Source organism: Streptomyces sp. NPDC049837 (assembly GCF_040674455.1).
In the GTDB taxonomy this organism is placed as follows: Bacteria; Actinomycetota; Actinomycetes; order Streptomycetales; family Streptomycetaceae; genus Streptomyces.
The window spans coordinates 277,274-290,574 of the sequence record NZ_JBFAMP010000008.1 but is presented as its reverse complement, the minus strand read 5'-3'; the positions used below and the strand labels follow the sequence as shown (position 1 = coordinate 290,574).

At 74.2% G+C, this 13,301-nt stretch carries 9 protein-coding genes; 7 read left to right on the top strand and 2 right to left on the bottom strand.

What is annotated here, in order from left to right; genetic code table 11:
• The first annotated feature begins 307 nt into the window (after positions 1-307).
• Genes AB0J57_RS23160 through AB0J57_RS23150 form a run of 3 tightly spaced genes read left to right on the top strand, consistent with a single transcriptional unit; the run spans position 308 to position 2,778 of the window.
• On the top strand, positions 308-1,282 hold the full coding sequence (locus AB0J57_RS23160) for a hypothetical protein (protein WP_366130179.1): 975 nt from the start codon (positions 308-310) through the stop codon (positions 1,280-1,282).
• 10 nt (positions 1,283-1,292) lie between these two features.
• On the top strand, positions 1,293-1,946 hold the full coding sequence (locus AB0J57_RS23155) for a hypothetical protein (protein ID WP_366130178.1): 654 nt from the start codon (positions 1,293-1,295) through the stop codon (positions 1,944-1,946).
• Positions 1,927-2,778, top strand: coding sequence for an inositol monophosphatase family protein (locus tag AB0J57_RS23150; RefSeq protein ID WP_366130177.1), 852 nt, complete (start codon positions 1,927-1,929; stop codon positions 2,776-2,778). The genes AB0J57_RS23155 and AB0J57_RS23150 overlap by 20 nt, the downstream gene beginning before the upstream one ends.
• 1 nt (position 2,779) lies before the next feature.
• Here AB0J57_RS23150 and AB0J57_RS23145 read toward each other — a convergent pair whose 3' ends face one another.
• Entirely contained in the window at positions 2,780-3,976 is a 1,197-nt protein-coding gene (locus AB0J57_RS23145; RefSeq protein WP_366130176.1) for an SLC13 family permease, read from the bottom strand.
• 88 nt (positions 3,977-4,064) lie between these two features.
• On the opposite strand from AB0J57_RS23145, the gene AB0J57_RS23140 reads away from it, so the two are divergent.
• The 4 genes from AB0J57_RS23140 to AB0J57_RS23125 all read left to right on the top strand — a co-directional run bounded on the left by AB0J57_RS23140 (position 4,065) and on the right by AB0J57_RS23125 (position 11,745).
• Positions 4,065-9,908 carry a TIR domain-containing protein gene (locus tag AB0J57_RS23140; RefSeq protein ID WP_366130175.1) on the top strand — a complete coding sequence of 1,948 codons (5,844 nt, stop codon included), beginning with the start codon at positions 4,065-4,067 and terminating at the stop codon, positions 9,906-9,908.
• Between the two features lie 21 nt (positions 9,909-9,929).
• Positions 9,930-10,646 carry a VWA domain-containing protein gene (locus AB0J57_RS23135; protein ID WP_366130174.1) on the top strand — a complete coding sequence of 239 codons (717 nt, stop codon included), beginning with the start codon at positions 9,930-9,932 and terminating at the stop codon, positions 10,644-10,646.
• Positions 10,643-11,194: a HutD family protein gene (locus AB0J57_RS23130; RefSeq protein WP_366130173.1), complete on the top strand. Its 552-nt coding sequence runs from the start codon at positions 10,643-10,645 to the stop codon at positions 11,192-11,194. Before AB0J57_RS23135 ends, AB0J57_RS23130 begins: the two co-directional genes overlap by 4 nt.
• A gap of 95 nt (positions 11,195-11,289) precedes the next feature.
• Positions 11,290-11,745, top strand: a complete 456-nt coding sequence (locus tag AB0J57_RS23125) for a hypothetical protein (protein ID WP_366130172.1) — start codon at positions 11,290-11,292, stop codon at positions 11,743-11,745.
• 9 nt (positions 11,746-11,754) lie between these two features.
• Here the strand turns inward: AB0J57_RS23125 and AB0J57_RS23120 are convergent, their stop codons facing one another.
• Positions 11,755-13,299, bottom strand: coding sequence for a serine/threonine-protein kinase (locus tag AB0J57_RS23120; protein ID WP_366130171.1), 1,545 nt, complete (start codon positions 13,297-13,299; stop codon positions 11,755-11,757).
• Positions 13,300-13,301: the final 2 nt, after the last annotated feature.

The window sequence follows — 13,301 nt, the reverse complement described above, 5'->3', positions numbered from 1 at the left end:
CCGCACGACGCGGTGCGGGGCACCCTCCGGCCGGCCCCGGCAGGGTGCCGGTCGGAGCCCGTGCGGAAGGGCGGCACCACGCGCGGTAGAGTCGGTGCGAACCGGCTTCCCCGGCCCGAACCGCTCCAGCGGCGGAGGGCACCCCTCATACGTCCCGTACAACGGCGTGCGGAACACAGCAGCGCCTGCCGTGTCCCCGACCGGACCTTCGGCAGGCGCTGCGCCCTGTGTGCGCCACATGCGCCCTGTCGGTGGCCGCACCGCGTCTCCTACGATCGGTTACCCGATCGGGGGAGGGGATGCGGTCATGGCGTTGCCGGAGCGAACGCAGCGAACGGCGCGGACGAACCGGGTGGAGCGGGCGGTCGCCTTCTGCCTGCGCAACTTCGAAGTGGTCTTCGCGGCCGGGATCGGTCTGACCGTCGGCTTCCTGGACATCTTCGGCGACCAGCTCATCAAGTCCGACTTCGCCTCCGGCGCCACCCTAGTGGTCCTCGGCGCCCTCGCCGTCGGCTCCCTCTCCGAGCGGGTCCGCCGCCCGCACGCCATCCAGGAGGCCATGGCGGGCACCCGCCGCGCCATCGAGGACCTCACCATGGTCCGCTCCCTGGCCGGCAACGAGGTCCGCGAAGCGCTCCGCGAGGCACGCCAGGGCACCAACCTCTGGTACTTCAAGGGCGGCACCGGCACCTACCTCAGAGCCGTCACCCTCCCGCAGTGCGTACGCGCCGCCAAGGAGCAGCGCTCGCAGCTCAACGTCAAGATCGAAATACTGAACCCCGCGGACGAACAGGCATGCAGCGCCTACGCCCAGTTCCGCCGCATGTTCTCCGGCAGCCGCTCACAGACCGGGGACGTGTGGACCGCCGGCCGCGCCCGCAAGGAGTCGTACGCCACCGTCCTCGCCGCCTGCTGGTTCCGCATGCAGCTCACCACGCTCGACATCAGCGTCCACCTGTCGTCGACCGTGCCGACGCTCCGTTTCGACCTGTCCGACTCCAGCCTCATCATCACCCAGGACGACCCCTCCCGGGTCAACCTGGAGGTCAAGCGCGGACAGCCGCTGTACGACTACTACCTGACGGAGCTTCACCAGAGCCGCGAGCAGGCCACCGCGGTCGACCTGCGCAACGCCACCCTGCTCAGCCTGTCCCCGACCGTCGACGAAGTGCGCGCCCTGTTCGACGCGCTCGCGCTGCCCCTGCCCCGCACCTTCACCGACGCCGACGTCGGCGAGGTCATCGCCAAGGCCCTGCACGCAGAGGACCCCTACGGGAGGTGAACCGTCCGCCATGGACGACATGGACGACATGGACGCCCGGCACGACGACCCCATGCGCCGCCACGTCGACACCTTCGTACCCGTCCTGGAGGAGATCGCCTCGGGGAAGCGGGACCTGCCCGCCGTCCGGCACCCGCTCGGCTTCCTGTGCCTGCCGCTGGTCAGAGAGGGAGCCGACGGCGTCTGCGTCCACCTCTTCGGCGGCGGCCGGGACACCGCCGAAGTGCCGCCGCTGCACGCCCATAGCTGGGAGCTGCGCAGCCACGTCCTGTACGGGGAGGTCGGCAACGTCCGCGTCCGCGTACGGGACGACACCGACACACCCACCCACCGCGTCTTCGAGGTGCACAGCGGCCCCGGCGGGGTGGACGAGATACGGCCCACCGCGCGGCTGGTGCGCGGCGAGCCGGGGCCCGTGCACCACAGCCCGGCGGGGGAGACGTACGCGCTGGACGCGGGCGAGTTCCACACCACGGTGGTGACACCGGGCCGCGCGGCCGCCACCCTCGTCCTGGGACGGTCCCTGCCCGGCGGACGGGACCTGTCGCTCGGCCCGCTCGACGGGCCGCCGCGCCGCACGACCCGCCGGCTGTACGGGACCGAGGCGACCATGCGGGCCGTGCGCACGGCCCTGGGGAGGATCCATGCAGAACGCCGCGCCTGACATCGGCCGCCGCCCGCCGTTCGCGGCCGAACGCCGGGTGGCCGTCGCCGCGGCCGAGGCGACCGGACGGCTGCTGCGCGGCCACTTCGCCGACGCGAAGGCCGTACGGACCAAGGGCACGCACGGCGACGTGGTCACCGACCTGGACCTGGCCGCCGAGGAGCTGATCCTCGCCCGGCTGCGGCGCCACTTCCCGCACGACCGGATCCTCTCCGAGGAGGCCGGGCTGCTGGAGACGGGCAACGGCCGCACCTGGCTGGTCGACCCGCTGGACGGCAGCAACAACGTGGCCATCGGACTGCCCGCGTACGTCGTCGGCATCGGGCTGTGCGTCGGGGACACCCCGGTCGTCGGCGTCGTCCACGAACCCGTCACCGGCCGCACCTGGCACGCCGTCACCGGCCAGGGCGCCCACGACGACGACGGCACCCGGCTGCGCGGCCCGTGCGGCACCCTGCCGGGACCGGGGCCCGTGCTCGCCTGGACGCAGGGCCACGCGGTGGGGCGCGGCGACCCCGTGGCGACGGCGCTGCGCGGCGGGCTGGAGCGGCGCTGCCGGCGCGTCCTGCAACTGTGGGCGCCGCTGCTGGGCTGGAGCATGCTGGCGCGCGGCACCATCGACGGGTTCGTCGGCTACCGCGCCGAGGGCGTCGACCTGCCGCCCGGGGCGCTGCTCGCCGCCGAGGCGGGCGCGGAGCTGCGCACCCTGCGCGGCGCGCCGTTCCGGCCCGGGTTCACCGGCCCCGACTCCGGGCGCAGCTTCGTCGCCGCGCGGGCGGAAACCCTCACCTACGTACTCGAAGAGGTCGCCGCCGCCCTGCGCGGCGCGTGAATCACGACGTCGCCGACAGCGCCACCGTCGCCGCCAGCGTGCCCGACGCGGCCAGCACCAGGCTCGTGCCCATGAAACGGCCCAGGTCGATGCGGGTGCCGTGCCAGCGGCAGCGCTCGAACCAGAGCAGGGTCGCCAACGACGCCCACGGGGTGACCAGCGGGCCCACGTTGACGCCGATCAGCAGCCCCAGCAACTGCTCGTGATGCCCGAGCGGTACCACCGCCTCACCGGCCACGTACGCCGGGAGGTTGTTGAGCGCGTTGGAGAACCCCGCCCCCACCGCCGCCGTACGCAGCACCCCCAGCGGGCCCTCCTGGGCGCCGATCGCCGAGGCCAGTATCCGGTCCATCCCCAGCACGCCGGCCGTCTCCACCACCAGGAACATCCCCGGCACCAGCACCAGCAGCCGCCACGGCACCAGGGACCACCGCAGCTCCTCGCGGCGGCGCCGTGCGAACGCCACCGCGACCACCAGCGCCGCCGTCGTCGACGCCGCCCACAGCGGCACCAGGTCGACCAGCAACACCAGCAGGAACCCGCCGCACGCCAGCGCGCACACCCGCAGCAGCACCGGGTCGGCGGGGCGCGGCGGCTCCGGCGGGACGTAACGGTCCTCGCCGCGCCGGCCACGCCGCCAGTAGAACACCCACAGGCACACCATCGTCGCCACGATCGCCGCCACCTGCGGCGGCCACATCACGGCCGCCATCTGCGACGGCGACAGCGCCACCCGGTCGGCGGCCAGCAGGTTCGTCAGGTTCGACACGGGCAGCAGCAGGCTCGCCGTGTTCGCGAGCCACACCGTCGTCATCGCCAGCGGCACCGCCGCGATGCCCACCCGGGCCGCCAGCGCCAGCATCACCGGCGTCAACAGCACGGCCGTCGTGTCCAGGTTGAGGGTGATGGTGGTCACCGACGCGAACAGCACGCAGAGCCCGAACAGCAGCGCGTAACTGCCCTTCCCCGCCCGCGCCACCCAGGTGGCGACCACGTCGAAGACCTCGGCCTTCCCCGTCAGCTCCGCCAGCACGATCACCGTCGCCAGGAACACCAGCAGCGGCCCGATCCTGGCCAGCACGTCGGACGCCGGACCGGACGGCAGCAGGCCCGTGGCGACCGCGAGCAGTCCCAGCGCGAGGAGCCCGGCGGCCAGCCAGTCCAGCGGATGCAGGCGTCCGCCCACACGTACGCCCACACGTCCGATCGTGCGTCCGAGGAAAGTCACGGGACGAGCATAGATTTTCCCCCGGACACCGCACCGTGCCGCGTCCTAATGTGGACACATGCTGAGGGGTGACGAAACAGGGCAGCGCACAAGCGAATTGGACTTCTTCATCAGCTACTCGCCCGCCGACGAGGCCTGGGCGTCCTGGATCGCCTGGACCCTGGAAGAGGCCGGATACCGCACCGTCGTACAGGCCTGGGACTTCGTCCCCGGCAGCAACTTCATCGACTTCATGGACCGCGGCGTCAGCGAGTCCGCCGCCGTCATCGCCGTTCTCTCCCGCCACTACGAGCGCTCCACCTACGGCCGGATGGAGTGGACCGCCGCCCTCCGCGCCGACCCCGAGACCCCGGAACGGCGCCTGCTCACCGTCCGCGTGGACGACATCCCCGTCGAAGGGCTGCTCGCCACCATCACGTACGTCGACCTCGTCGGCGTCCACGACAGCGCCGCCGCCCGCTCCCTCCTCCTCGCCCGCGTCGAGCAGGCCCTCGACGGCCACGCCCGGCCCGCCCGCCGCCCCGGCTACCCCGGCGACGCGGCCACCGCCCGCACCACCGGACAGCCCGTCGCCCCCGAGGCCCGGCTGCCCGCGCAGCGGTGGATCGGCGGCCCCGGCTGGGCCGGCCGCAGACGCCCCCAGAAGGCGCCCCGCTACCCGCAGGGCCCGCACAGCGCCGCCGCCCAGGACGCCGTCACCGTCCTCCACCTCGCCGGCCCCGACTTCGGGCGCGGCCGCGAACCGGAGGCGCTGCGCCGCGAGATCCGCGGCGACCTCATCGTGCTGCGCGACAGCGGCGCGCCCGCCCCCGACCTGCTCGTCGTCACCGGCGACCTCACCGCCTCCGGCAGCCCCCGCGAATGCGACCAGGCCCTCGCCTTCCTCACCTCCGTACGCTCCCTGCTCGACCTGCCGCCGCAGCGCGTCGTCATCGTCCCCGGCGCCCAGGACGTCAACCAGTCCGCGTGCCGCGCCTACTTCCACACCTGCGAGGCCGACGAGGTCGCCCCGCAGCCCCCGTACTGGCCCAAGTGGCGCCACTACACCCGGCTGTTCCGCAGCTTCTACCACGGCCTCGACACCGTCTTCGACAGCGACCAGCCCTGGACGCTGTTCCCCGTGCCCGAACTGAACACCGTCGTCGCCGGGTTCAACTCGTCCATCGCCTACAGCCACCGCCTGGAGGACCAGTACGGCCACGTCGGCCGCGACCAGGCCGCCTGGTTCGCCGAGGCGCTGCGCAGCTACGAGGAGGAGGGCTGGCTCCGCGTCGGTGCCCTGCGCCACCCCCTCACCCCCGGCACCCGCCCCGGCGACGCCGAGGGCGGCCCCGGCGCCCTCGACGACAGCGCCACCCTCACCGAACTCGCCGCACCCCGCCTCCACCTGCTCCTGCACGGCCCCACCGGCGGCCCCCGCACCACCGGCTCCGTCCCCAGCCACACCCGGCTGCCCGGCACCGGTGCCGACCCCGGCGCCGGCCTGCCCGTCCTCGGCGCCGCCGCACCCGCCCGCTTCCAACTGCTGCGCATCGCCGCCGACGGCATCACCCGCTGGTACGACCGCGGACGCACCGGACCCGAGACGTTCCCCGGCACCTGGCCCCGCGCCCGCCGGATCTTCCCCGCCGCCGACGTCCCCGTCACCAGCGCCGCCGACCCCGACCCCGTCCACGAGCACACCCCGTTCGACGAGCCCCCCGACTCGCTCACCGAGCGCGTCAAAGAGGTGTGCCTGGCCCGCCGCGACGGCGTACGGCTGCGCGACGTGCCCCGCCGCACACCCGGCGACATGGCCCAGCTCATGGTCACCTGGCGCGAGGAGGGCGTCGTCCGCCAGCTCCGGATCGCCATCCACCCCGGCACCCCCACCGAGGACCAGCTCGACCGGTTCCTGGCCCAGCTCCACGCCACCGGCCCCGGCGTCGAAGCCGAACTCGTCCACGACGGCCCCGCCCCCGGCCAGGCGTTACGCGACCGCGCCGTCCGCCACGGCATCCGCGTCCGCAGCTTCCTCGAATTCCAGGGCCTGCTCGACCTGCGCGGCTACGTCGCCGCCCAGACCGGCCGCCTCCTCGCCAGCGACAGCTACGCCCCCGTCCGCTACCTCCCCCAGCGCTACCGCGACGCCGACCGCCCCGACATCGACGCCGGCGCCGAACACGACAACCTCGTCGAAGACCTGCTGGAGCTCCTGGAGGCCGACCACGGCCGGTTCGTCCTGCTCCTCGGCGACTTCGGCCACGGCAAGACCTTCGCGCTGCGCGAGCTCGCCCGCCGCATCCCCGAGGAACTCCCGCACCTCACCCCGCTGCTCATCCCGCTCAACACCCTCGACCGCGCCCACAGCCTCGAAGGGCTCGTCGCCGCCCACCTCGCCGGCAACGGCGTCGACACCATCGACCTGCGCGCGCTGCGCTACATGCTCGCCCAGGGCCGCGTCGTCCTCCTCTTCGACGGCTTCGACGAACTGGTCAACCGCGTCAGCTACGACCGCGCCGCCGACCACCTCCAGGTCCTCCTCGACGCCGCCGTCGACAACGCCAAGATCGTCGTCTCCAGCCGCACCCAGCACTTCAAGTCCCACGAACAGGTCCTCACCGCCCTCGGCGAACGCGTCGGCCTGCTGCCGCAGCGCCGCATCCTGTCCGTGCAGGGCTTCACCCCCGACCAGATCCGCGCCTACCTCGCCAAGAGCTACGGCGACGAGGACGCCGCCGCACGCCGCTTCCAGCTCCTCCAGAACATCCCCGACCTGCTCACCCTGTGCCGCAACCCCCGGCTGCTGTCCTTCGTCGCCCAGCTCGGCACCGACCGGCTGCGCGCCGTCGCCGGAGCCGGCCGCGCGCTGAGCCCCGCCCGCCTCTACGAGGACATCTTCACCTCCTGGCTCCAGTACGAGGCCGACCGCGGCCGCAAGGGCCCCGGCTCCCCGCCCGGCCTCACCCTCACCGAACTGTGGGCCGCCGTCACCGCACTGGCCCAGCGCCTGTGGGAGTCCGGCCGCACAGCGCTGCGCCTGGACGAGCTCACCGACGCCGTCGCCGACACCCTCAGCCGCCTCACCGACACCGCCCGCTCCAGCCTCGAACTCGGCCACGCCGTCGGCGCCGGCAGCCTCCTCGTCCGCACCGACGACGGGCTGTTCCACTTCATCCACGGCTCCGTCGAGGAGTGGCTGATCGCCCGCGAGGCCGCCCGCCGCCTCGACCACGGCGACGACGGGCTCCTCCACGGCCGCGCCCTCAGCCGCCTCGCCGTCGAGTTCCTCTGCGACCTGGCCGACCACGAACGGTGCGCCCAGTGGGTACGGGAGACCCTGGGCGGCCGCGCCGAGGCGGACGAGACCGCCCGCGCCAACGCCGTCCGCATCGGCGACCGGCTCCGCGTACCCGCCCACGCCGATCTGCGCGGCGCCCGCCTCGCCGGCGAGGACCTCTCCCACCGGGACTTCTCCGGCGTCGACCTCACCGGCGCCGACCTCACCGACACCCGCCTCGTCGGCGCCAACCTCCAGCAGGCCGACCTCACCGACGCCCGCCTCACCGGCGCCCGCCTCGACCGGGCCGACCTGCGCGGCGCGAACCTCACCGGCACCGACCTCCGCCGCGCCCGCCTCACCCGCACCGACCTGCGCGACGCCCGCCTCACCGGCAGCCGATGGCACCGCGCCGCCCTCATCGACCCCGTCGTCGACGACACCACCCGCGCCGCACCCGAACTCCGCACCGCGGCTCTCGCCCCCGGCATGCCCGTCGACGCCGGCTTCCGCCCCTCGTCCGTCGGCGTCCCCTACGGCTACGGCATGCGCACCGGCCGGCTCCCCGAACCCATCGCGTACAGCCCCGACGGCGAACTCCTCCTCGTCGGCAGCGAGGACGGCGGCATCCTCGTCTGCGACACCGCGGGCGGCCGCGCGCTGCGCACCCTCCAGGGCCACGAGGGGCGCGTGTACGCCGTCAAGCACGCCCCCGGCGTCATCGCCAGCGGCGGCTCCGACGGTGTCGTACGCCTCTGGGACCCCGTCTCCGGCGAGTGCCGCCACCGCCTGGACATCCACCCCGACGGGGTGTGGCCGGTCACGCTGAGCGCCGACGGCACCCGGCTCGCCACCGGTGACGCCGAAGGGCTGGTCACCGTCTGGGACGTGGCCACCGGCGAGCCCGTGCACCGGCTGCCCGGCCACCTCGCACCCGTCTACACCGCCGTCTTCAGCCCCGACGGGCACACCCTCGTCACGGGCGACGCCGCCGCCGACGTACGGATGTGGTCCCTGGACAGCGGGCGCTGCGAGCGCGAGCTGCCCCGCCACGGCGGCGCCGTCTACCGGGCGCGGTACAGCCCCGACGGCACGCTGATCGCCACCGGTGACCGGGCCGGGGCGGTACGCGTCTGGGAGGCGGCGGAGGGCCGGCTGCGGCAGGAGTTCGCCGGGCACACCGGGCGCGTCTACACCCTGGACTTCCACCCCGGCGGGCGGCTGCTGGTCAGCGGCTGCACCGACGGGCAGGTCCGGCTGTGGGACCCGGTCGTCGGCACCCCGCTCGGCAGCCTGGAGCGCTGCCCCGGCGCGATGTACCAGGTCCTGTTCAGCGCCGACGGCAAACTGCTCGCCGGCTGCGACAGCGACGGCACGGTCCGGCTGTGGACGGTCACCAGCACGCCCCGCCAGGGCCACGTCGTCACCCTCCACGCCCGCCGGCCCACCCCGCACCGGGGCTCCGCCTGGGCGTGCGCCTTCCACCCGTACGAGTCGCAGCTCCTGACCGTCGGCAACGACGGCGGCGCGCAGATCTGGGAGGCCGCCACCGGCCAGGGCAAGCGCATCCTGCGCGGCCACGGCCGGCGCGTCACCGGCGTCACGTTCAGCGCCGACGGCACCCGCCTCGCCTCCTGCGGCAGCGACGGCGCCGTACGGCTGTGGGACACCCGCACCGGCGCGCGCACCGAGGAGCTCACCGGGCGCGGCGACCGGCTCGTCTCGGCCGCCTTCAGCCCCGCCCGGCCGGTCCTCGGCACCGCCAGCAACGACGGCGGCGTCTACCTGTGGAACCAGGACGGCGAGTTCCTGCGCGAACTGGACGCCGAGACCGAGCACATCTGGGCCCAGGCGTTCAACCACGCGGGCGACCTGCTGGCGACCGCCAACGACGACGACACCGTGCGCCTCTGGTTCCGCTCCACCGGTGCCCGCATCGCCACCCTCGACCGGCACCGGGGCCGGGTGCGGTCCATCGCGTTCCGCGCCGGCAACTCGGGCGGCGACCTGCTCGCCACCGGCTGCGACGACAGTCGCGTACGGCTCTGGGAAGCGCGCGAGGGCCGGCTGATCGCCGAACTGTCCGGGCACGAGGACCGGGTGTACGGCGTCGCCTTCGGCCCCGGCGATGCCTGGCTCGCCAGCGCCTCCTGGGACGGCACCGTCATCGTCCGGCACGACGGCGAGGCCCGCCCCCGGCTCCGGCTGCGCGCGGGCGGGGGCAAGCTGTGGACGGTCGCCGCGCACCCCTCGCGCCCGGTCATCGCCGCCGCCGGCGACAACCGCACGGTCGTCCTGTGGAACGCCGACACCGGCGCCCGGCTCGCCGAACTCACCGGCCACACCGGCCGCGTCCTGTCGGTCGCGTTCAGCCCCGACGGCACGGCGCTGGCCAGCGGCGCCGAGGACGGCACGGTCCGCCTGTGGAACCTCCCCGCCGACGGCGGCGCCCCGTCGCCGCGCGCCACCCTCATCGGCGTACCGGGCGGCTGGGCGGCACTGACACCGTCCGGTGGCTACAAGTACGAGGGGAACGTGGCAGGGGAGTTCTGGCACGTGGTGGGCATGTACCGGTTCCAGCCGGGGGAGTTGGACGAGTTCCTGCCGGGGGTGCGCCGGCTGCCGCTCGGGGAGGAGCTGTGACGGTCGCCTAGTCTGATCGTCATGCCGATCAGCCTCCGGAAAATGGAAGAGACCGCGCCGGCCCTGGTCAGCCTCTACAAGAGCGCGGGCGTCAGCCTGCGCAAGCACGGGCTGAGCGGCGAGCGGGCGGCGGTCTACCTGGTCATCGACTACTCGGGGTCGATGAAGCCGTACTACAAGGACGGCAGCGTGCAGGCCCTCGCCGACCGGGTGCTGGGCCTGTCGGCGAACCTCGACGACGACGGGCGCGTGCCGGTGGTCTTCTTCTCCACGGACATCGACGCCGAGACCGACATCGCGCTCGCCGACCACCAGGGCCGGATCGACCGGATCGTGGCGGGCCTCGGCCACATGGGCAAGACCAGCTACCACCTGGCCATGGACGCGGTCATCGACCACTACCTCGACAGCGGCGCCACCGCCCCGGCGCTGGTCGTCTTCCAGACGGACGGCGGGCCGATCAACAAGCTCGCCGCCGAACGCTACCTGTGCAAGGCGGCCAGGCTGCCGCTCTTCTGGCAGTTCATCGGCTTCGGCGACCCGGGCAGCCGCCAGTTCGAGTTCCTGCGCAAGCTCGACGAGCTGGCCGTCCCGGGCAAGCGGTGCGTGGACAACGCGGGCTTCTTCCACGCGGGCACCGACCCGCGCCGTGTCCCGGACGCCGAGCTGTACGACCGCCTGGTCGCCGAGTTCCCCGCCTGGCTCGCCGCCGCCCGCGCGCAGGGCATCGTGCGATGAGCACCGTACTGCGGGCGGCGGAGCGGACGGCGCTGCCGTGGAAGAACGGCGGCGGCGTCACGCGCGAGATCGCCGCGTACCCCGGGGACGCCGGCCTGGAGGGCTTCGACTGGCGGGTGAGCCTCGCCGACGTCCGCGCCGACGGGCCGTTCTCCGCCTTCCCCGGGACGGAACGCATCCTGACCGTCGTCGACGGCACGGGCATGAACCTCGACACCGGCGGACGGCACCTGCGCGCGGAGCGGTACGTCCCCCGCCCCTTCCCCGGCGACGTCCCGACCGACGGGCGGCTCCTCGCCGGGCCGGTCGTCAACCTGAACGTGATGTACCGGCGGGGGGCGGCCGGGGCGGCGGTCGCGGTGGTGCGGGGCGAGCTGACCGTGGCGGCCCCGCCGGACGCGACGGTGCTCGTCGTCGCCCTGGACGGCCCGGCGGAGGTGGCGGGCGTCCAACTGGGGCGCTACGACGCCGTGTTGTGCGACGCGCCCGGGACGGCCGTGCGTACGGACGGGCACGCGGCGGTCGTCACGCTCGGCCGAACGGGCTGAGCCGGCCGTGTGATTGTGCCCGGCCCCTCGTGACCGGCCGCGCCCGCCGGGTAGTGCTGCACCTCGGGGCAGGCCACCGGACAGGAGACATTCACATGCGCCGTGCAGGTTTCGTCATCGCCGCCACGACCGCGCTCACCCTGGGGTCCGCCGGGCAGGGCTGGGCGACCACCTCCAGCGGTGACATCACCGCTAGCTGGGGAGACCGGACCCGTATCCAGGTGACCTGGGTCGACAAGCACTCCTTCCGCGACGGAACGCTCGCCGTCGCCGACCAGACGTGCGACGACAAGTCCCTCTACGCCACGCTCACCGTCCGGACGGGCTCCGGCGCCACGCGCTCGCTGGGCGACCGGCACAACACCCGCGGCTGCGGCACGACCGCCGACTTCCGGGACATCCGGGCCACGGACCCCAGCGGCATCCGAAGCGTCACGATGACCCTGTGCCGCCGGTCGGCCGGCGCCGCCGACCACTGCGAGACCCGGTACATCACCGCCAACCCGTACTTCGGATTCGGTGCCGTGTCCGGACTCGGCTTCGGGCTCTGATGCCCGACCTCAGCGTGTGTACTCCTTCAAGTAACGGAGCACCTCGTCCACATGGGGCCGGGTGCGTTCCGGTACGCCACGGGCCTCGATCACGGTCTTGTCGCTGGTGCGGTAGCCGGCGGCCATCAGCGCGGGCAGGTTGTCGCGCAGCCCGTTGTCCTTGAACCGCTGGTCGAGCCAGCACGTGAACACGGCCATGGTCGCGATGGCGTCGGGCGGGGACATGTGGTCCTTGTCGCCGTCCCCGTCGCCGTCCACGGCCCACGCCTGGAACACCGACGGCGTCCACATGGCGATGCCGTACTCCCCGGCCGCGGGCCGGGATGCCCGCGGGTCGAAGCCGCTCTCGGCCTTGATCATGGCGGCGAGGAACGCCGGCGTGACCTCCGGGTCCGTGCAGCGCTTGGCGGCGTTCGTGATGGTCGCCCGCAGGGCGACCGGCACGTCCGAGTCCGGGGGAATGGCCCCGGGCGGACCGGACGCGGTCCCGGTCGCGGGTGTGGCCCTCGCGGGCGGGGCCGGCCCCTCGTGCCTCCCGTCGTCCCTCCCGTCGGGCAGCAGCGCCAGGGTGGCGGCCGTGACGGCGGCCAGCCCGAGGCCCGAACCCAGCAGCAGGGCCGTACGTCTCGGGCGCGGCCGGGCGGGCGCACCCTTCCGGAGGTCCCGCGCGCGCCGGGCCAGTTCCCCGGCGCCGAGCGCCGCCCGCGCGGCGTGGTCGGGGGCGAGGCAGGCGCCGATGAGCTCCCGCCACTCCGGCCGCAACCCGTCGTCGAGGCGGAGCTGCGCCGAACCGGCGGCGTAGGACTGGGCGGCGAGGGCGCGGGCCCGCGCGGTGGTGCCCGGGAAGGGGTGGAGCCCGCCGGTCAGCACCTGGTGCGCCAGGACACCGAAGGCCCAGATGTCGGCCGTCTGCCGGACGGCGGTGCCGTGGACGCCGGTCCGCTCGGACCACCACTCGGGCGGTACGTGGTCGAGGGAGCCCATGGGCGGGATGTAGGCGTGGGTGCCGTCGAGTTCCACGGTGAGCCCGAAGTCGGCGAGCCGGACGGCGTCGTCCGGGCCGAGCAGGATGTTGGCGGGTTTCAGGTCCGCGTGGACCCAGCCACGGGCGTGCATGTGGGCGAGCCCCGTGGCGACCCCGGCGAGGACGCGCTCGGCGCCGGGGACGGGCACGCCCGGCTCGCCGGCCGCGATGAGGTCGTGGAGGCTGCGTTCCGCCCGGTCCATGACCAGCGCGGTGACGCCGTCGAGGTCGGGCCGGTCCGGGTCGCGCAGGACGACCACGGTGTGGGTGCGTATGAGGTTCGGGTGTTTCGCCTCGCTGCTGAACCGCACCTCCTGCCGGATCAGTTCCTCCATGGACGCCCGCTGCCCGGGGGTGAGCAGGTCGGTGCGGAGCAACTTCACGGCGACCTGGTCCGGCGCCCCGCCGGCCCGCTCGGCGGCGTAGACGGTGCCCCAGCTCCCCGATCCGAGCAGGGCCGTCACGGCCCAGTCGGCGATCCGGTACCCCTCGGGCAGGTCGAGGCCGGTGGCGTTGCGGTGTGGGTCCATCC